The organism is Micromonospora sp. NPDC048907, assembly GCF_055586885.1.
In genome coordinates, this window is sequence record NZ_JBVJHI010000003.1 from 376,183 (window position 1) to 394,833 (window position 18,651).

Consider the following 18,651-nt stretch of genomic DNA (forward strand, 5'->3'; position numbering starts at 1 on the left):
CGGCAGGAGGCGGAGACGCTTCCTGCCGGGAGCAGCGGTCAGCGGGCCGAGGTGGTGGCGCGGACCCACGGCAACGCCAGGCGCTCGACCAGGCTGAGGGCCGAGTAGAGCACGATGCTCATCACCGCCACCAGCACGATCGCCGCCCACGCCGTCGCCGTGTCGCCGACGCCGTTGTACTGGAGGATCTGGTAGCCCAGCCCCGGCCGGTCCGAGTAGAACTCCCCGATGACCGCGCCGATCGCGGCCAGCGGCATGGCCACCTTCAGCCCGACGAAGATCTGCGGCAGCGCGGCCGGCAGGCGGACCTTCCGGAACGCCTGCCACCAGGACGCGTTCAGCGAGCGGCCCAGCTCGGCCAGGTCCGCGGGAGTGGTGGTCAACCCGGTCGCCGTGGAGAGCACGATCGGGAAGAAACACAGCAGGAACACCATGGTCAGGATGGGCTTCTGCCCCCAGCCCACCGCGACCACCAGCAGCGGCCCGAAGGCGATCTTCGGGACCGCGTTGACGGCCACCAGCAGCGGGGCGAACATCCGCTCCACCCGGCTGGAGGCGGCCAGCGCCATCCCGATCAGCACCCCGGCGAGCGTCGAGAGCAGGAAGCCGAGCAGGGTCGTCCAGGTCGTGATGCCCAGCGCCGGCAGCAGCACGTCGGTGGCGGCGACCAGCGAGCGCCACACCGCCTGCGGCGGCGGCAGCGCGACCGGGTGGACCAGGTGCAGCCCCGACGTGATCAGCCACCAGGCGGCCACCGCGATGACCAGCCCGAGCGCCGGCAGGCCCACCGCCGCCGGGCGTACGGCGAGCCGGCGCGGAGCGACGACGGGCTCCGCCGGCGCTGCCGCCTCGGCACGGGCCCCGGTCAACTGCGTCAACGTGTCCTCCTCTCTCGGCCGGCCCGACGACCGGCACGCGAAGGGGGTGCGCCCCGCCGGGAGTCCCGGCGGGCCGCACCCCCGTTGCCCGAGCCGACCGGTCAGGCCTTCGGCGCGAGGTTGAAGTCGATGATCTGGTCGGGGGTGAGGTTCTGCTTGAGCGCGCCCGCGCCCTGGAGCAGGGCGATGCTCTTGGCGACCCGGCCGCTGTCCAGCGTGCCGATCGCGGTGCCGGAGTTGCTGGAGCGGACGTACGCGGCCATCAGCTGGAGCTCGGCGGCGCCCGCGGCCGGGTTGGCGGCCGGCACGTTCTTCTTCAGGAGCTCGCCCGCCTCGTCCGGGTGGGCCAGCGAGTATTCCAGGCCCTTGAGCAGCGCCGCGGTGAAGCGCTTGACCATCTCCGGCTTCTCCTTGGCGATCTTGCTGGAGGTGATCAGCACGTTGCCGTAGAGGTCCTGCATCACGTTGCTGTAGGGCAGCACCACCGGCTTCTTCTTGGCCACCGCCTCGACGGTGGGCTGGCCGACCACGAACTGGCCGATGCCGTCGACCGCGCCCGAGCCGAGCATGCCGATCAGGCCCTGCGCCTCACCGTTGACCCAGGTCACCTTGCTGCCGTCGATGCCGGCCAGCCGGGCGTACGTCGGGAAGAGGTTGCGCACGACCGAGGTGGGCGTGTCGGCGAGCTTCTTGCCCTCGAGATCCTTCGGGGTGGCGATGTTCTTACCCTCGACCGAGACGATGGCGGCCATGGTGCGCTGCTGGATCGCCGCCACGGCGATGAAGTCCTTGGCCTGTCCGTTGCCGAGCTGGAGGATGCCGCCGGTCAGGTCGATCGGGCCGAAGTCGGCCTGGCCGCCGGTGATGGTCTGGATGACCGATCCGGTGCCCTGTCCGGGCTTGATGTCGACGTCGAAGCCGGCCTCCTTGAAGAAGCCCTTCTCCTTCGCCACCCAGGCGTAGGAGTCACGGCCGAAGTTGCCGAACGAGGTGAGGTAGGTCACCTTCTCCAGCGCCGCGCCGTTGCCGCCCTTGGCGTCCTCCGACTTGTCCGAGTCGCTGCTGCAACCGCCGACGAGGGCGAGGGCGGTGGCCAGCGCGGCGGCGGCGACCGTACGGGTCAGCCTTCTCATCAGTGCACCATGTCCTTTCCGACCAGGGCATGTTCGCCCGGTCGGGTCGTGGGTCCGACGGTGTCGGCAGGAGGGGGCGCCGACGGGACCGTCGTGAGGGGACTCTTCGCGCGCAACAGCGTACGAGAAGGCCGATGACGTCCGGCGGGCGTACGGGTTGCGGAACGGAAACGAAGTTGCCTGACGGAAAGGAGACTGACGTCCACCCTGGATGGTGCTATAGGGACGGCCTCCCGCTACGCTAGCCCGGCTCGCGATCGCGACTGGGGAAGGGAGCCGGCGGGAGATGATCCGACTGTCCGGGGTGTCCCGCACCTTCGACGGCCGCTCGGGGCGGGTCGAGGCGCTGCGCGGCATCGACCTCGACGTCGCCGACGGCGAGTTCGTGGCCGTTCTCGGCCGCTCCGGCTGCGGCAAGTCCACCCTGCTGCGCATGGTCGCCGGCCTCCTCCCGGTCACCGAGGGCGAGATCACCGTGGCCGGCACGCCGATCACGAAGCCCCGCCAGGACGTCGCCATGCTGTTCCAGCGACCCGCGCTGCTGCCCTGGCGCACCGTGCTCGACAACGTCCTGCTGCCGGTGGAGATCTTCGGCTGGAGCCGGGCCAAGCACCGCGACCGGGCCCGCGAGCTGCTGGAGATGGCCGGGCTGAGCGGCTTCGAGAAGCGCCTCCCGCACGAGCTCTCCGGCGGCATGCAGCAGCGGGTCTCGCTCTGCCGGTCACTGATCGGCGAGCCCCGGGTGATGCTCATGGACGAGCCCTTCTCCGCGCTCGACGCGCTCACCCGCGAGGAGCTCTCCGGCGAACTCCAGCGGGTGCACATGGAGACGAAGGCCACCATCGTCTTCGTCACCCACTCGATCGACGAGGCGGTGCTGCTCGCCGACCGGGTCGTCGTGCTCAGCCCGCGCCCCGGCCGGATCCGCGAGGTGGTCGAGGTGGCCGTGCCCCGGCCCCGCACCCTGGGCCGCCACGCGCACCTGGCCGAGGTGGCCCGGATCAGCGCCGAGCTGCACGAACTGCTGATGGAGCGCGACGCCACCGAGGGCGTCGTCGCGGGAGGACTCTGAGCATGCGGGTGTCCGTCTTCACCGAGCCGCACCGCGGGGCCAGCTACGACGACCAGCTGCGGTTCGCCCGGCTGGTCGAGGAGACCGGCTTCGAGGGCTTCTTCCGGGCCGACCACTACCGCGCCATGGGCGACGAGCCCGGGCTGCCCGGCCCCACCGACGCCTGGCTCACGCTGGCCGCGCTGGCCCGGGAGACCTCCCGGATCCGGCTCGGCACCCTGGTCACCTCGGCCACCTTCCGGCTGCCCGGGCCGCTGGCCGTGATGGTCGCCCAGGTCGACCAGATGAGCGGCGGCCGGATCGAGCTGGGCATCGGCGCCGGCTGGTTCGAGCGCGAACACACCGCCTACGGCATCCCGTTCCCGGCCGTCACCGAGCGGTTCGACCGGCTGGCCGAACAGCTGGAGATCGTCACCGGGCTGTGGCGCACCCCGCTCGGCGAGACCTACAGCTTCACCGGGGACCACTACCGGCTGGTCGACGCGCCCGCCCTGCCCAAGCCGGTGCAGCAGCCCGGCCCGCCGGTGATCGTCGGTGGCCGGGGCCCGAAGCGCACCCCGGAACTGGCCGCCCGGTACGCCGACGAGTTCAACATGCCGTTCAAGACCGTCGCCGAGACGGCCGCTGCGTACGAGCGGGTCCGTGAGGCGTGCGACCGGACCGGCCGCGCCGCGTCGGGGCGGGCGCCGCTCGTGCTCTCCGCCGGGATCGTGGTGGCCGTCGGGCGCACCGACGCGGAGGCGCAGCGCCGGGCCGCGCCGCTGCACGTCAAGAGCGCGCTCCCGCCGGAGGACCCGGTGGTCGGCTCCCCCGCCCAGCTCGTCGACCGGCTCGGCGAGTTCGCCGCCATCGGGGCCACCCGGGTGCACCTGCGGCTGATCGACTTCGACGACCTCGACCACGTGGAGCTCATCGCCGCCGAGGTGCTCCCCCAACTGGACGGACCACGATGACCGACCTCTCCGCCGACCTCGAACTCGGCCCGGTGGGCCAGGAGATCGTCTTCGAGAACGACCGGGTACGCGTCTGGCACATCCGGCTGGAGCCGGGCGAGCGGCAGCCGCTGCACCGGCACGACCACCCGTACCTGGTGGTGGCGATCCAGGGCGCGAAGAACGTGGTGCAGACCATCGACGGCACCACCATCGACGCCGACGAGCCGACCGGCGGGGTGGTCTACCGCGACCCCGGCGCCGTCCACATGCTGACCAACGTCGGCGACACCACGTACCTGGCCCGGCTGGTCGAGCTGAAGTAGCCACGCCGGCGCCATCTCGCCGCGCCACGGGTGGCAAGGTGGCGATCGGGTGCACCGGGCCGTAACGTGCCCGACATGGCCTTTCGGACGTGGGGCAGGCTGCTGCTCACGGCGCTCGGCGTGAGCGTGCTGGCCGGGGCCGGCCAGCTGGGCATCGCGTACGGCTTCGGCGCCGTACGCCTCGACGGCGCGTTCGTCGACGACTCGGTGAACCGGTGGCCCGCCCAGCTCGCCTGGGTCGGCTGGTTCGCGGCGGTCGCCACGGTCGCCGGGGCCGTCCTCACCGACCGCCTCGCCCGCCGGGACTCCGCCCCGGTCGGCACCACCGAGCTGCTCTCCATCGCCGGCGTCAGCGGGCTGGGCGCGATCGTGGTCGCCCCGCTCTGCATGCAGCCGGCCCGCGCCGCCGAGCTGGGCGGCACCGTCGACCCGGTGTGGGCGGTCGGCATCTGCGCCATCCTCGGCGCGGTGGTCGGTGCGGGCGCGGCGATCGCCGTGCTGCTCAAGCCACCGTTCGGCTGGAGCATCGCGCTCACCGCCGCGGCCGTCTGGCTGCTCGCCCTGATCTCCGTGGCGCCGTCGGTCACGTCGGCCGGCCCGCTGCCCACCGTACGTCTCGGCGTCCTCGAACCGTCCTGGCTGGATCCGGCCGCGGCCGAGCGCCTGGCCATGCTGCTGCTGCCCACCCTGGCCCTGCTGGCCGGCGCGGCGGTCGGCGCGCTGGCCCGCCGGGCCGGCTACCTGCCGCTGGTCGGCGGCGCCGCCGGGGCGGCCGGCCCGGTCCTGCTGGCCTTCGCCTACCTGACCGCCGGCCCCGGCACCGCGGCCGACCGCTACCAGCTCGCGCCCTACTACGGCGCGCTCATCGCGGTCGCCGCCGGAGCGCTCGGCTCGACCGCCACCACGGTGCTGCCCCGGCCGGTGACCGCGGACGAGCCCGGCGCCATCGAACCGACCGACATCCTCCAGGCCCTGCCGCCGTCGCCGGCCACCCCCGACCCGGCCGATCCGGCTCCCGCCGCCCCGGTGCCCGTGCGCCCCGCCGGGGCGCCCAGCCCGGCCCACTGGGACTGGCCGGCCGCCGGCGGGCTCACCCCGGCGCCCGTACCGGCCGGGCTCACCCGCCGGCCCCAGGGTCGCCCCGCCCCCGACCGGCCGGCGGACCGGGACGAGGCGACACCGGTGCACGGGCGGGGCTTCGCCGCCGAGCGCGACGCGACCCGGCCGGGCTCGATGCGGCACCGGTTCGACGCGGCACCTCCCCCCGACGCCGCCGAGGCCACCGGTCCGGTCCCGGACGCGCACGGCGCGGACCGGCCGGCCACCGGTCCGGTCCCGGACGCGCACGGCGCGGACCGGCCGGCCACCGGGCCCGGTACCCCGGCGTGGCCCGGCACGGCCGACGACACCGCCGCGCGGCGCCCGGCCCCGGACGGCCCGACGGCGGACGTGGCGCCGGGCGGGCCCCGCGAGGTGACCTGGGAGGGGCACGGTTCCGACCAGCCGGCCGCACCGACCCAGGGCCCGGACGTCCCACGTCCGGACCGGCCGTCCGACGACACCGGCCTCGGGCAGCTGCCCGGTTCGCCGCCCCCGGGACGGCGGACCTCCGCCATCGACGTGCTCGCCGCCGGCCGCCCGGCCCCGCCGGGCGGGCCGGAGCCGGTGACCCGTCCCGCCCCGACGGCGGAGCCCGCCTATCCGGCGGCAGCGCACGCCGAGGCCACGAGGGCCACCGGCCGGACCGAGGCACCGACCGCCGGGGCGGAACCGGTCACGCCTCCAGGTCCGACGACGACGGAGCCGGTGCACCCGTCGGCCACGAGGGCCACCGGCCGGACCGAAGCCCCGGCCGTCGCGCCGCGCGCGGCGCTGGACCGGACGGAAGCGGCGCCGGAACCCGAGGTGGCCGAAGCCGCCCCCGCCGCGCCGGCGCCGGAGTCCGCTCCGACGCGAACGACGCGACCCAGGCGGAGCCGCGCCGCCGCCTCCTCGACACCCACGCCGCGCTCGGCGGACGACACGCCCCCGCCGGCCCGGCCGGCGGACGACGCTCCGTCGGCGGCGCGACCGGTTGACGACGCCCGGTCGGCGGCCCGACCGGCGGACGACGCGCCGTCGGGGGCCCGACCGGCGGACGACGCGCCGTCGGCGGCGCGACCGGCGGACGACGCGCCGTCGGCGGCCCAGCCGGCGGACGGCGCCACCCTGGCGGGCGCCGGCGGCACGAAGTCGGCTGCCGGGGCCGGTGATCCCGCCCCGGCTCCGGCCGGACGCGCGAAGCGCACCCGCAAGCCGCGTACCACCCGGACGACCCCGGACCAGGCACCCGAGCCGACCCCGACCGCCGCACCGGCCCCCCTGACCGAGCCGCCCGCGACCACCGCGGCCGCGGCGGCCGGCACCACGGCGGACGGCCAGCAGCAGGACCCCCGGGAGCGGTACCGGGGGCCGGAGGAGCAGACCACCTCCGGGCGAGCCGGAAGCAGGCGGGACGGCACCGCGGCCGAGCCGGCCGGAAGCGCAACCGACCACCCCTCCGCGCCAGCCGACGGCATCCCGGCCACCACCGCGCCGACCCCGTCGACCGGCGCCGAGCCGGCCGGGACGGCGCGGCCCGCGGACGTGCCGGAGACGCCGGGCCCGGCGGAGGCCGACCCGAGCGGCGGCGGCGCGCCGGCCGCCGGCGAGCGGCGGAGCTTCTTCTTCGACGCGGAGCCGGCGCCGGCCGACCTGCCCGAGCCTCCGGCGTCACCCCGGCCAAGGATCCCGATCTTCGAGGACGTGACCCCGGGCGACGTCCGGCCGGCCTGGCCGGTCGCGCCCGCCGCGAACTGGCCGGTCACCCCGCGCGGCGGCACCGAGCCGGCCGCACCGGACGGCCCGGCCGCCGGCGCCGAGGGCACCCCGGCTGCCGGCCCCGCCCGGCCCGAGCCGGCGCCTCGTCCCCGGCACCGGGCCCTGCCCGACCTGGGCCGGAGCACCGGCTGGGAGGCCCTCGCCAAGGCCCGCCCCGCCGGCCCGCCCGCCCCGCCGCCCGCCGGCCGGACCCCGGACACCACCGCCCCCGGCGGCCCGGTCCCGGCAGACACCGACACCACCGGCCGGGTCCCGGAAACCACGGACCGGCTCCCGGGGACCGCCGGCCCCGCCGCGGAGTCCACCGGCCGGCTCCCGGAGACCACCGGCCCGGAGACCACCGGCCCCGAGGCCGCCGGTGCCACCGACCGGGCCCCGGCCGGCGCGGTCCTCCCGGCCTGGGACGCTCCGGCCCCGGAGGCGACCGGCGGCGCATCCGGCGGGCGGCACGCCGACGAACCCGGGGCCGGCGCGAGCGCCGAGGCGGCCGGCGGGAAGTCCAAGGCCCGGCGCAGCCTGTTCCGGCGTAACCGCGGCAAGGGCGCCGAGGCCGGCGAGGCCGACCGCGACGCCGAACCGCTCGCCGCGCAGGACGAGGAGTACGTCGACTGGGTCGCCGGCCTCGCCTCGGACGACAACGCCGACGACGCCCGGTCGCTGCGTACCGGCCGGCACCACCGCGACTGAGCCCGCGGGGCCGGGTCGAGCAGCGGCCCGGCCCCCGGCGGCGCTCAGGCGAGCGGCAGGTAGACCCGCGAGCCGCCGGCCACGAACTCCTCGGACTTGTCCTTCATGCCGCGCGCCGCGTAGTCCTTCAGCTCCTGGGTGATCTTCATGGAGCAGAACTTCGGCCCGCACATCGAGCAGAAGTGCGCGGTCTTCGCCGGCTCCGCCGGCAGCGTCGCGTCGTGGTACGACCGGGCGGTCTCCGGGTCCAGCGCCAGGTTGAACTGGTCCTCCCAGCGGAACTCGAACCGGGCCTTGGAGAGCGCGTCGTCCCAGGCCTGCGCCCCGGGGTGGCCCTTGGCCAGGTCGGCCGCGTGCGCCGCGATCTTGTACGCGATGACGCCCGCCTTCACGTCGTCCCGGTCGGGCAGCCCGAGGTGCTCCTTCGGGGTGACGTAGCAGAGCATGGCGGTGCCGAACATGCCGATCATCGCGGCGCCGATGGCCGAGGTGATGTGGTCGTACGCGGGCGCGATGTCGGTGGTCAGCGGGCCCAGCGTGTAGAACGGTGCCTCGTGGCACCACTCCTGCTGGAGGTCCACGTTCTCCTTGATCTTGTGCATGGGCACGTGGCCGGGGCCCTCGATCATGACCTGCACGTCGTGCGCCCAGGCGACCTTCGTCAGCTCGCCCAGCGTGCGCAGCTCGGCGAACTGCGCCTCGTCGTTGGCGTCCGCGATCGAGCCGGGCCGCAGCCCGTCGCCGAGCGAGAACGTCACGTCGTAGCGGGCGAGCAGCGCGCACAGCTCCTCGAAGTGGGTGTAGAGGAAGTTCTCCTCGTGGTGCGCCAGGCACCAGGCCGCCATGATCGAGCCGCCGCGGGAGACGATGCCGGTGACCCGGTCCACGGCCAGCGGCACGTACGGCAGCAGCACCCCGGCGTGCACCGTCATGTAGTCGACGCCCTGCTCAGCCTGCTCGACCACCGTCTCGCGGAACACCTCCCAGCTCAGCTTCACCGGGTCGCCGCCGACCTTCTCCAGCGCCTGGTAGATCGGGACGGTGCCGATCGGCACCGGCGAGTTCCGCACGATCGCCTCGCGGGTCTCGTGGATCCGCTTGCCGGTGGACAGGTCCATCACGGTGTCCGCGCCCCACCGGGTGGCCCAGGTCAGCTTCTCCACCTCCTCGGCGACCGAGGAGGTCACGGCCGAGGTGCCGATGTTGGCGTTGACCTTGACCAGGAACGCCTTGCCGATGATCGCCGGCTCGCACTCGGGGTGGTTGACGTTGAGCGGCAGCACGGCCCGCCCGGCCGCGATCTCGTCCCGGACGAGGTCCGGCGCGACCCCCTCGCGGATCGCCACGAACTCCATCTCCGGCGTGACGATCCCGGCCCGGGCGTACGCGAGCTGCGTGGGCCGGCGACCGTCCACGCCGGCCAGCGGGGTGCCGGCGCCGCGCACCGGTGCGACGTCCCCGCGCGCCGCGATCCACGGTCCGCGCAGTGGCGGCAGCCCCACCTCGGGCTCGGATCCCGGCCCGGAGGTGTCGTAGAGCCGGACCGGCGGGTTGTCCCCGGTCAGCGGCACCTCGGCGAACGGCACCCGGATGTCCGGACGTGACCCCTCGACCCAGACCTTGCGACGTGCGTGCATGACAGCCTCCCTGTCGCTCATGCGGACCAGCCGAAGTGGTCCAGCGGGCCGTGTCCCGCGCCCAGCTCCCAGTGCCGCGCGCCGGTCAGTGCGCGGGCCACGTACTCCTTGGCGGCGGCCACGGCGACCGGCACCGGGTCACCGGCCGCCAGCCGGACGGCGATCGCCGCCGAGAACGAGCAGCCGGTGCCGTGGTGGTGCCGGGTCGGCACCCGGGGCGCGCGCAGCAGCGTGGTCGCGCCGCCGCCGGCCAGCACGTCCACCGACTCGCCGGCCGCGTCCACGTCGCCGCCGGTCACCACCACGTGCGCCGGGCCGGCGGCCGCCAGCGCCTCGGCCGCCGCGACCATCTCCTCGACCGTGGTCACCGGGCGTCCGGTGAGGGCCGCGGCCTCCGCGCAGTTCGGCGTCGCCACCTCGGCGTACGGGAGCAGCCGCTCGACGGCCGGGACGACGCCGAGCCGGTGCCCGCTGGTGGCGACGAGCACCGGGTCGACGACCAGGTGGGGAAGGCGGCCCGCCTTCGCGGCCTCGACCACCGCGTCGGCGACGGCGGGAGTGCCGAGCATGCCGGTCTTCACGGCGCGTACGGCGAAGTCGGCGAGCACGCTGTCGAGCTGGTCGCGCACGGTCTGCGGGGGCAGGGGCAGCACGGCGTCGACGCCCCGGGTGTTCTGCGCGGTGACCGCGGTGATCACGCTGGTGCCGTAGGCCCCGAGGGCGGCGAAGACCTTGAGGTCGGCCTGGATGCCGGCGCCGCCGCCCGAATCGGATCCGGCGATCGTGAGCAGGGTGGTCGGCGTCATGGCTTTCCCCCGGTGGCGGTGGGCGCTGGTCGGGCCGCCCCGTGACCGGCCCGACCAGCGAATTCGTGGGCCGCCGTGAGCGTGGCGGCGATCCCGGCGGGGTCCTCGGCGCGCATCAGGGCGCCGAGCACGGCCACCCCGGCGGCGCCGGCCGCGACGCACTGCCGGACCTGGTCCGGGGTCTCGACGCCGCCCAGGGCGAGGACCGGCACGGGGCTGGCGGCGATCAGCTCGCGGAGCCCGGCGGGGTGCAGGGGTGGGCCGTAGCCGGGTTTCGTCCGCGTCGGGAAGACCGGCGACAGGGTCGCGTAGTCCTCCGTGGTGAGCCGGGCCAGCTCGGTGGCGTCGTGGCAGGATCGGCCGACCAGCCCGGCGGCCGGCGGCGGGTACGGGCCGGCGGCCGGCAGGTGCACGGCGTCGCCGTCGAGCGGGTCGGGCCCGGCGACGATGAGCCTGCCGCCGGCGTCGGCGAGGATCGCGCGCAGCTCGGCGGCCAGCGCCGCCCGCTCGGCCCGGGGCAGGTCCTTCTCCCGCAGCACCACCCAGCGCACTCCCCCGGCCACGGCCGCCTCCACGACCTCGGTCGGCGGCCGCCGCGCAAGCCGCCGGTCGGTCAGCAGCACGACGCCCGACGGCACGGGGCGGTCCGGCCGCGCGCCGGCAGCGACGGAGGCGGGTGCCGTCACAGGTCCGGCCTCCCCTCGTCCGGGGTGGAGGCGAGCGCGTGGAAGCGGCGGGCGATCCGGCCCGCCCCGTACGCCAGCCGCCCCGCCTCGACGGCGTGCCGCATGGCGCTGGCCATCGCCACCGGGTCGGCGGCCCGGGTGACGGCGCTGGCCAGCAGCACGGCGTCGCAGCCCAGCTCCATGGCGAGCGCGGCGTCGGAGGCGGTGCCGATCCCCGCGTCGAGGATCACCGGCACGTCCACGCCCTGCCGGATCAGCCGGATGTGGTGCGGGTTGGTCACCCCCAGCCCGGAACCGATCGGCGCGCCGGCGGGCATCACGGCCGCGCAGCCCACGTCGGCCAGCCGCCGGGCCAGGACCGGATCGTCCGAGGTGTACGGCAGGACCGTGAACCCGTCGGCCACCAGCTCCTCGGCGGCGCGCAGCAGCTCGACCCCGTCGGGCAGCAGCGTGCGCTCGTCGCCGATCACCTCCAGCTTCACCCAGTCGGTGTCGAACGCCTCCCGGGCGAGCTGCGCCACCTTCACGGCCTCCGAGGCGGTGTGGCAGCCGGCCGTGTTCGGCAGCAGGCGTACCCCGCACCGGTCCAGCAGGTCGAGCAGGCCACCGGCGGCGGCCGGCGCGGTGTCCACCCGGCGCAGCGCCAGGGTGACCAGTTCGGTGCCGGAGGCGCGGATGGCCTGCTCCAGCACGTGCAGGTTGCCCGCGCCGCCGGTGCCGAGGATGAGCCGGGAGCCGAAGTCCACCCCGCCGATCGCGAAGGACATCCGGCTCACCCGCCCTGGGCGGCGCTGAGCACCTCGACCCGGTCGCCGTCGCGCAGCACGGCCGCCGACCAGCCGCCGCGCGGCACCACCTCGCCGTTCACCGCGACCGCGAGGCCGCGTTCCTGGGCGGTGACCTCGCGGACCACGTCGGCGACGGTCGAGCCGGCGGGCAGGTCCCGTCCCGCGCCGTTGACGATCAGTTCCACCTGGGCTCCTTCCCGAACCGGTCCGGGGTGAAGGGGGCGAGCAGCGGGTCCGGCTCGCCGGTGACGATCAGCTCGGTGACCAGGTCGGCGGTGACCGGGGTGAGCACGATGCCGTGCCGGTGGTGCCCGGTGGCGACGAGCACGCCGGGCCGGCCGGGCAGCGGCCCGATGATCGGCGCGTTGTCCGGCGTGCCGGGGCGCAGCCCGGCGGTCGCCTCCACCAGGTCGTACTCGGCCAGCTCGGGCACCAGGTCGACGGCGGCGCGGAGCAGCCGGAGCACCGCACCGGCGGTCACCTCGGTGTCGGCGCGCTCTTCGACGGTCGCCCCGACCACCACCTCGCCGCTGTCCCGGGGCACCAGATAGACCGACTCGCCGTCGGCGTACCCCCGGATCACGTGCCGGAAGTCCGGCGCGCCGCGACCGGGCGCGCGGAGCCGGAGCACCTGGCCCTTGACCGGCCGGACCGGCAGCCCGGTCAGCGCGGCGGCGCCGCAGCCGGCCGCCACCACGGTGACCCCGGCGTCCACCTCGGACAACGCGCCGACCCGGGCCGGGCTCAGGACCGCGCCGGCCCGCTCGGCCGCCGCCCGCAACGCGGGAACCAGCCGGCGCGGGTCGACCTGGTGGTCGCCGGGCGCGACCGCGCCGCCGCGCACCCGCGGGGCCAGCGCCGGCTCGCGGTCGCGCAGCTCCGAGGGGCGCAGCGGCGTGATCGGCAGTCCCAGACCCTGCTGGTACGACCAGAGCCGCCGCGCCTCGGCCAGGTCGTCGGCGGTGAGCCCGACCACCAGGGTGCCGTCGGCCCGGTAGCCGACGTCGGCGCCGGCCGCCTCGGCCAGGTCGGCGGCGAAGCGGGGCCAGCGGGCGGCGGACTCGGCGAGCAGGGCGGTCAGCTCGTGCTCACCGAAGTACGCCTCGGCGACCGGGGAGAGCATCCCGGCGGCGACGTGCGAGGCCCCGGAGCCGGGAGCGGGATCGTGGACGGTCACGCGCAGCCCGCGGGACGCGCACCGCCACGCGATCGCCAGCCCGACCGGTCCCGCCCCCACGACGGCGACGTCCGGTCGGGTCAGCACGCCAGCGCCTCGATCAGCTCGGCGGTCGCGCGGCCGGGATCGGGGCTGGCCGACAGGGCACCCACCACCGCCACCCCGTACGCGCCGGCGGCCCGCAACGCGGGCACCGACGCGGCGGTCACCCCGCCGATGGCGATCACCGGCACGTCGACGGCACCGGCCACCGCGCGCAGCCCGGCCGGGCCGATCGGGTCGGGCAGGCCGGACTTGGTGGTGGTCGCGTGACAGGGGCCCACGCCCAGGTAGCTGGCTCCGGCGGCGACCGCCGCGGCGGCGCCGCCCGGCTCCCGCGCGGTCGCACCGAGCACGGCGCCCGCGCCGAGCACCCGGCGGGCGGCCGCCACCGGCAGGTCCTCCGCGCCGACGTGACCCCCGGCGGCGCCGACCGCCAGCGCCACGTGCAGCCGGTCGTTGACCAGGCACGTCACCCCGTACGGCCGGCACAGCGCGACCGCCCGGCTGGCCAGCTCGTACGCCTCCCGGTCGGTGGCGTCGTCCTCCACCCGGACCTGGACGACCAGCTCGGCGCGGGCCACCGGCAGGGCGGCGCGCAGCACGGCGAGGGGCTGCCGCCCCGGCCGGGTGTCGGTGATCAGATGCAGTCGTCCCAGGGACGGCACGGCAACTCTCCTCCCTGCGCCGGCATTACCCGGATCAGGTTCGACGGTCGGGGGCTTCCAGCCCCCCTCTCAGCCCGGTGGCACCGGGCTCCCGTGGGTCACTTGCGGGCCTACCGTACGACGTGCGCGCGGATCCGCCAAGGGGCGGGTGGGGAATTTCCCACCGACCGTCCGAGGTGGAGTGCCGGGACAGCGCGTGACCTCCCGCTCACGTCATGCTGTCCGGATGCCCTCGCCCGCCCACGTCCCCCGCCGGCTGTCCTTCCGGCCGTTCCGGGGCAGCGCCGCCGTCGCCGATGGGCTCCTGACCTGGGCGATGTTGAAGGGACCCGCCTGGCGCTGCCTCCTGCCGGACGTGTACGTGCACCGCGACGGCCACCGCCCGGAGGACCATCGCATGTGGTGCGAGGCCGTGGCGCTACGGCTGCCGGCCGCGGCCATCGCCGGGCGCAGCGCGGCGTATCTGTGGGGCGCCGACCTGCTCGCCCGGGACGCGCCGGTCACCGTTCTGCTGCCCCGGACCGCGCGGATCCGGCCGCATCCCCGCGTGCACCAGGTCCGTTCCGTGCTGCCGGACACCGACCGCGCCCGCTTCGCCGGACTGCCGATCACCACGGCGCTGCGAACCGCCTTCGACCTCGGCCGGCAGGGGCCGCGGGTCGAGGCGCTGGTAGCGGTCGAGGCGTTGCTGCACCGCCGGGTGGTGAAGCTGCCCGCCCTGCGCGCCTACGCGGCGGCGCATCCCGGCTGGCCCGGCGCGGCGGTGCTGCGCGAGGTGCTGGCGCTGGCGGAACCGCTGAGCGAATCCCCGATGGAGACCCGCCTGCGGCTGCTCCTCCTCGACGCGGGCCTCGGCCCGCTCAGCGCCCAGCACGACGTGCACGACGGTCGAGGGCGCTTCATCGCCCGCGTCGACCTGGCCTGGCCCGCGCTCCGCGTCGCCGTCGAGTACGACGGCGACCACCACCGGGAACGCGCCCACTTCCGCCAGGACGTGGCCCGCCTGAACGCCCTCCGCGCGGCCGGGTGGCTGGTCCTCCGCTTCACCGCCGACGACGTCCTCCGCCACCCCCGCGCCACGCTCACCCTGGTCCGCCAGGCGCTCCGCGAACGCGCCACCCGCTGACCGCGTGCCCTCCGCCGAGCTCAAACCGCCCGCGTGACCTCCACAGCCTTCCACCCACGCCCGCACCGCCACCGTCGGTGGAGCGCCATGGAGGTCAAAACCCCAAGATGACCTCCATACCGCTCCACTCACGCCCCGCCGCACCCCGGCGCGGCGGGGCGCGGCGGGGCGCGGCGGGACGGCGGGGCGGCGGGGCGACGGAGGGTTGGTCAGAGGATCGCGTCGAGGGTGTCGAGGTCCTCGTCGGTGGGCTGCCAGGTGCCCGCCTCGGCGTTGGCGCGTACCTGCTCGGGCGTGGTGGCGCCGGCGATCACCGAGGTCACCGCGGGCCGGGCGGCGAGCCCGCCGATGGCCACCTGGAGCATGCTGATCCCGCGCTCGGCCGCGTACGCCTCGATGGCCTCGATGGTGTCCCAGTCGGCGGCCGCGAGGCGCGCGGCGTACCGGCCGCCGCCGGAGAGCCGGCTGCCGGCGGGCGGGGCCTCGTCCCGCTTGTACTTGCCGGTGAGCAGGCCGTTGGCCAGCGGGAAGAACGGCAGCATGCCGAGGCCGAACCGCTCGCACGCCGGGATCACCTCGGCCTCGACGCTCCGCTCCAGCAGGGAGTAGTGGTTCTGCGCGGAGATGAAGCGGGTGCGGCCCTGCGAGGAGGCGGTCCAGTCGGCGTCGGCGATCTGCCACCCGGCGAAGTTCGAGTTGCCGAGGTAGCGCACCTTGCCGGCGGTGACCAGGTCGTCCAGCGCGGCGAGGGTCTCGTCGATCGGGGTGCCCGGGTCGGGCTCGTGCATCTGGTAGAGGTCGATGTGGTCGGTGTCGAGGCGGCGCAGGGACGCCTCGACCGCCCGGGCGATGTAGCGGCGGGCGCCCCGGGCGCCGTGGTCCGGCCCGTTCAACCCGTGCATGTCCATGCCGAACTTGGTGGCGACCACCACGTCGTCCCGGCGGCCCTTGAGCGCCTGCCCGAGCAGTTCCTCGGAGCTGCCCTGCGGCTCACCGTAGATGTCGGCGGTGTCGAAGAAGTTGATCCCGGCGTCGAGCGCGGCGTCCACGACCGCGCGGGTGCCGTCGAGGTCGAGCTTGCGGCCGAAGTTGTTGCAGCCGATGCCGACGACGGACACCACGAGTCCGGAGTCGCCGAGCCGGCGGTAGGTCATCTCAGTCACGAGATCCACCCTATGCCGGTCGGCGCACCCTCACCCGACGTCCCAGACCGGCTCCGGGGTCTCCACCACCTCGCCGTCGCCGCGGAACAGCACGAACCGGTCGAAGGAGCGGGTGAACCACCGGTCGTGGGTGACCGCCACCACCGTCCCGGCGAACGCCTCCAGCCCCGCTTCGAGGGCCTCGGCGGAGGCCAGGTCGAGGTTGTCGGTCGGCTCGTCGAGCAGCAGCAGGGTCGCCCCGGACAGCTCCAGCAGCAGCACGAGGAAGCGCGCCTGCTGGCCGCCGGAGAGGGTGCCGAACCGCTGGTCGCCCTGCCCGGCCAGCTCGTAGCGGGACAGCGCGGCCATGGCCGCGTGCCGGTCCATGCCGGCCCGGTGCTCGTCGCCCCGCCACAGGATGTCGACGAGCGTCTTCTCCATCAGCTCGGGCCGGTCGTGGGTCTGCGAGAAGTGGCCGGGCCGGACCCGGGCGCCGAGGCGTACGGCCCCGCCGTGCGCGACGGGCGCCAGCTTCGCCCCGTCGACCGGGATGTTGGCCGGGTCCGGGTCGGTGCCGCCGCGGGCGAGCAGGCGCAGGAAGTGCGACTTCCCGGTCCCGTTCGCGCCGAGCACCGCGACCCGGTCGCCGTACCAGAGTTCCAGCTCGAAGGGATAGGTCAGGCCGTCCAGTTCGAGCTGCTCGGCGATCACCGCGCGTTTCCCGGTCCGCCCGCCGGTCAGGCGCATCCGGATGTCCTGGTCCTTCGGGGGTACGGGCGGCGGCCCCGCCTCCTCGAACTTGCGCAGCCGGGTCTGGGCGGCCTGGTAGCGGGAGGCCATCCCGTCGTTGTACGCGGCCTTCTGCTTGTACATGAGCACCAGCTCGCGCAGCTTCTGGTGCTCCTCGTCCCAGCGGCGGCGCAGTTCGTCGAGTCGGGCGTGCCGGGCCACCCGCGCCTCGTGCCAGCTCGCGAAGCCGCCCGGGTGCACCCAGGCGCTGCCGCCCTCCACGGCGACCACCCGGTCGGCGGTCTGGGCGAGCAGTTCCCGGTCGTGCGAGACGTAGAGCACGGACTTGCCGGACTCGCGCAGCCGGGCCTCCAGCCAGCGCTTGCCGGGCACGTCGAGGAAGTTGTCGGGCTCGTCGAGGAGGAGCACCTCGTCCGGGCCGCGGAGCAGCAGTTCCAGCGCGAACCGCTTCTGCTGGCCGCCGGAGAGGGTCCGCACCGGGCGCTCCCGGGCGGCGTCCCAGGGCAGGTCGAGGACGATGGTGGCGACGGTGTCGAAGAGCACCTCGGCGTCGTACCCGCCGGTCTCGCCCCAGGCGGCCAGCGCGTCCGCGTACGCGAGCTGCGCCTTGCCGGCGGCGCTGCTGTACTTGCCGCGGACCTCGGCCGCCCGCATGGCCGCCTCGGTGTCGGCGAGGCGGCGGCCGGCGTCGCGCAGCGCGGGCGGGGCGAGCGACAGCGCCAGGTCGGCGAGGGTCGACTCGTCACCGATCATGCCGATGAACTGGCGCATCACGCCGAGGCCGCCGGCGCGGGCGACGGCGCCGGTCTTCACCGGCAGGTCGCCGGCCACCATGCGCAGCAGGGTGGTCTTGCCGGCGCCGTTGGGGCCGACGAGCGCCACCTTGGCGCCCTCACCGACCCGGAACGACACCCCGGCGAAGAGTTCCCGGCCGTCCGGGAGGATGTGCCCGACCCCTGCCACGTCCACGTATCCCACGCGGGCATCCTCCCCGAGGGACGGGGGCGGGCGACACCGGATTACCGGGTGACCCGGAGCACCCGGTAGCCCTTCTGGCTGGCGTGCCGCTCGACCTGCCAGCCCTGCTCGACCAGCCAGCGGTGCAGCGAGTCGCCACCGAGGTGCCGGGCGACGACCAGCCAGGCGACCCCGTCCGGGGTGAGCCGGGGCAGCCAGCGCCGCAGCAGCTCGTGCAGCTCCGCCTTGCCGATGTGGATGGGCGGGTTGGACCAGATCTCCGCGAAGGCGACGTCGGCGGGTACGTCGTCGGGTGCGGCCACCCGGACCCGGTCGGCGGCACCGACCCGGGCGGCGTTGGCGGCGGTGAGGTCGCGGGCCCGCTGGTTGACGTCGACCGCCCAGACGGTGGCGGCCGGCGCGCTGCTGGCCAGCACGCAGGTGATCGGCCCGAAGCCGCATCCGACGTCGAGCAGCGGGCCGGTGGCGTCGTACGCCGGCAGGTCGGCCTTGCGCAGCAGCACCGCGGTGCCGGGGTCCAGCCGGGCGGCGGAGAAGACGCCGGCGGACGAGGCGAGGGTGTAGTCGCGCCCGGCGACGGAGAACTCGACCTCGCGGGGCTGGGCGGGGGTCGCGGGTTCAGCGGTGAAGTAGTGGTCGCCGGTCACGTCGGGCATTGTCGCACCGCCCGGGAGCGGCGCCCCGACGGTGCGGCGCGCAGGACGAAACGCCACTCCGCTAGATTTTGCCGATATTACCCACGAAAGGGACAATGGCCCCTACTGTAGCCAACATGGTGTATCGGTACGAGTCCGATGAGGACGCCTTCCTGGAGTACCCGCGGCCCGGGTCGGACCCGTCGGTGCCCGGGGAAGCGGCGGCTCCGCCTGCGGGTCCCTCGCCGTCCCGCTTCCCCACCCCGTCGCTGCCGCCACCGGTCCGGCCCACCCGGCCGGCCGCCGACGTCGCCCGGGCGCCGGCCCCGGCG

The 18,651-nt window shown here is 75.7% G+C and carries 17 protein-coding genes and 1 riboswitch; of the genes, 5 read left to right on the plus strand and 12 right to left on the minus strand.

The genetic code is table 11. The features are described 5' to 3' along the window. Positions 1–38: 38 nt before the first annotated feature. Together ACZ6PY_RS11210 and ACZ6PY_RS11215 are read right to left on the minus strand one after the other, a co-directional pair. On the minus strand, positions 39–878 hold the full coding sequence (locus ACZ6PY_RS11210) for an ABC transporter permease (protein ID WP_466071275.1): 840 nt from the start codon (positions 876–878) through the stop codon (positions 39–41). Between the two features lie 101 nt (positions 879–979). Further along, positions 980–2,011, minus strand: coding sequence for an ABC transporter substrate-binding protein (locus tag ACZ6PY_RS11215; protein ID WP_466071277.1), 1,032 nt, complete (start codon positions 2,009–2,011; stop codon positions 980–982). A gap of 286 nt (positions 2,012–2,297) precedes the next feature. Here ACZ6PY_RS11215 and ACZ6PY_RS11220 point away from each other — a divergent pair, with 286 nt between their 5' ends. The 4 genes from ACZ6PY_RS11220 to ACZ6PY_RS11235 all read left to right on the plus strand — a co-directional run bounded on the left by ACZ6PY_RS11220 (position 2,298) and on the right by ACZ6PY_RS11235 (position 7,887). Then, the gene (locus ACZ6PY_RS11220; RefSeq protein WP_466071279.1) at positions 2,298–3,083 is read left to right on the plus strand and encodes an ABC transporter ATP-binding protein; all 786 of its coding nucleotides are present in this window, start codon (positions 2,298–2,300) and stop codon (positions 3,081–3,083) included. A 2-nt stretch (positions 3,084–3,085) separates the two neighbouring features. Then, the gene (locus ACZ6PY_RS11225; protein ID WP_466071281.1) at positions 3,086–4,036 is read left to right on the plus strand and encodes an LLM class F420-dependent oxidoreductase; all 951 of its coding nucleotides are present in this window, start codon (positions 3,086–3,088) and stop codon (positions 4,034–4,036) included. Beyond that, entirely contained in the window at positions 4,033–4,341 is a 309-nt protein-coding gene (locus ACZ6PY_RS11230; RefSeq protein WP_313724435.1) for a cupin domain-containing protein, read from the plus strand. The genes ACZ6PY_RS11225 and ACZ6PY_RS11230 overlap by 4 nt, the downstream gene beginning before the upstream one ends. A gap of 75 nt (positions 4,342–4,416) precedes the next feature. Further along, a complete protein-coding gene (locus tag ACZ6PY_RS11235) occupies positions 4,417–7,887 on the plus strand; it encodes a DNA polymerase III subunit gamma/tau domain-containing protein (RefSeq protein WP_466071282.1) in 3,471 nt (1,156 codons plus the stop codon). Positions 7,888–7,931: 44 nt separating this feature from the next. Here ACZ6PY_RS11235 and thiC read toward each other — a convergent pair whose 3' ends face one another. The 7 genes from thiC to ACZ6PY_RS11270 form a co-directional block, all read right to left on the minus strand. Beyond that, entirely contained in the window at positions 7,932–9,524 is a 1,593-nt protein-coding gene (gene thiC, locus ACZ6PY_RS11240) for a phosphomethylpyrimidine synthase ThiC (protein WP_466071284.1), read from the minus strand. 17 nt (positions 9,525–9,541) lie between these two features. Next, positions 9,542–10,330: a bifunctional hydroxymethylpyrimidine kinase/phosphomethylpyrimidine kinase gene (thiD, locus tag ACZ6PY_RS11245; protein ID WP_466071286.1), complete on the minus strand. Its 789-nt coding sequence runs from the start codon at positions 10,328–10,330 to the stop codon at positions 9,542–9,544. Beyond that, a complete protein-coding gene (locus ACZ6PY_RS11250) occupies positions 10,327–10,968 on the minus strand; it encodes a thiamine phosphate synthase (RefSeq protein WP_466072060.1) in 642 nt (213 codons plus the stop codon). The genes thiD and ACZ6PY_RS11250 overlap by 4 nt, the downstream gene beginning before the upstream one ends. A 44-nt stretch (positions 10,969–11,012) precedes the next feature. Then, positions 11,013–11,783: a thiazole synthase gene (locus ACZ6PY_RS11255; protein ID WP_466071288.1), complete on the minus strand. Its 771-nt coding sequence runs from the start codon at positions 11,781–11,783 to the stop codon at positions 11,013–11,015. A gap of 5 nt (positions 11,784–11,788) precedes the next feature. After that, the gene (thiS, locus tag ACZ6PY_RS11260) at positions 11,789–11,989 is read right to left on the minus strand and encodes a sulfur carrier protein ThiS (protein ID WP_466071290.1); all 201 of its coding nucleotides are present in this window, start codon (positions 11,987–11,989) and stop codon (positions 11,789–11,791) included. Beyond that, positions 11,980–13,068: a glycine oxidase ThiO gene (gene thiO / locus ACZ6PY_RS11265; protein WP_466071292.1), complete on the minus strand. Its 1,089-nt coding sequence runs from the start codon at positions 13,066–13,068 to the stop codon at positions 11,980–11,982. Before thiO ends, thiS begins: the two co-directional genes overlap by 10 nt. Next, positions 13,062–13,688: a thiamine phosphate synthase gene (locus ACZ6PY_RS11270; RefSeq protein ID WP_466071294.1), complete on the minus strand. Its 627-nt coding sequence runs from the start codon at positions 13,686–13,688 to the stop codon at positions 13,062–13,064. The genes thiO and ACZ6PY_RS11270 overlap by 7 nt, the downstream gene beginning before the upstream one ends. Next, positions 13,683–13,793: riboswitch (TPP riboswitch) on the minus strand. (Overlaps the previous gene by 6 nt.) A gap of 121 nt (positions 13,794–13,914) precedes the next feature. On the opposite strand from ACZ6PY_RS11270, the gene ACZ6PY_RS11275 reads away from it, so the two are divergent. Then, the gene (locus ACZ6PY_RS11275; RefSeq protein WP_466071296.1) at positions 13,915–14,814 is read left to right on the plus strand and encodes an endonuclease domain-containing protein; all 900 of its coding nucleotides are present in this window, start codon (positions 13,915–13,917) and stop codon (positions 14,812–14,814) included. A gap of 209 nt (positions 14,815–15,023) precedes the next feature. Here the strand turns inward: ACZ6PY_RS11275 and ACZ6PY_RS11280 are convergent, their stop codons facing one another. From ACZ6PY_RS11280 to ACZ6PY_RS11290, 3 genes are read right to left on the minus strand one after another with little or no spacing between them, the layout of a single operon-like run. Next, complete coding sequence (locus ACZ6PY_RS11280) at positions 15,024–15,986, minus strand: aldo/keto reductase (protein WP_466071298.1); 963 nt, start codon at positions 15,984–15,986, stop codon at positions 15,024–15,026. Between the two features lie 21 nt (positions 15,987–16,007). Beyond that, a complete protein-coding gene (locus ACZ6PY_RS11285; RefSeq protein WP_466071300.1) occupies positions 16,008–17,684 on the minus strand; it encodes an ABC-F family ATP-binding cassette domain-containing protein in 1,677 nt (558 codons plus the stop codon). Between the two features lie 41 nt (positions 17,685–17,725). After that, a complete protein-coding gene (locus ACZ6PY_RS11290) occupies positions 17,726–18,331 on the minus strand; it encodes a class I SAM-dependent methyltransferase (protein ID WP_466072062.1) in 606 nt (201 codons plus the stop codon). Positions 18,332–18,651 lie beyond the last annotated feature (320 nt).

Bases quoted from the DNA above. Each gene is read 5' to 3' on its own strand.
- thiC (WP_466071284.1), bottom strand. From the start codon at position 9,524: ATGCACGCACGTCGCAAGGTCTGGGTCGAGGGGTCACGTCCGGACATC.
- ACZ6PY_RS11220 (WP_466071279.1), top strand. From the start codon at position 2,298: ATGATCCGACTGTCCGGGGTGTCCCGCACCTTCGACGGCCGCTCGGGG.
- ACZ6PY_RS11275 (WP_466071296.1), top strand. From the start codon at position 13,915: ATGCCCTCGCCCGCCCACGTCCCCCGCCGGCTGTCCTTCCGGCCGTTC.
- thiD (WP_466071286.1), bottom strand. From the start codon at position 10,330: ATGACGCCGACCACCCTGCTCACGATCGCCGGATCCGATTCGGGCGGC.
- ACZ6PY_RS11255 (WP_466071288.1), bottom strand. From the start codon at position 11,783: ATGTCCTTCGCGATCGGCGGGGTGGACTTCGGCTCCCGGCTCATCCTC.
- ACZ6PY_RS11235 (WP_466071282.1), top strand. From the start codon at position 4,417: ATGGCCTTTCGGACGTGGGGCAGGCTGCTGCTCACGGCGCTCGGCGTG.
- ACZ6PY_RS11230 (WP_313724435.1), top strand. From the start codon at position 4,033: ATGACCGACCTCTCCGCCGACCTCGAACTCGGCCCGGTGGGCCAGGAG.
- ACZ6PY_RS11225 (WP_466071281.1), top strand. From the start codon at position 3,086: ATGCGGGTGTCCGTCTTCACCGAGCCGCACCGCGGGGCCAGCTACGAC.
- ACZ6PY_RS11215 (WP_466071277.1), bottom strand. From the start codon at position 2,011: ATGAGAAGGCTGACCCGTACGGTCGCCGCCGCCGCGCTGGCCACCGCC.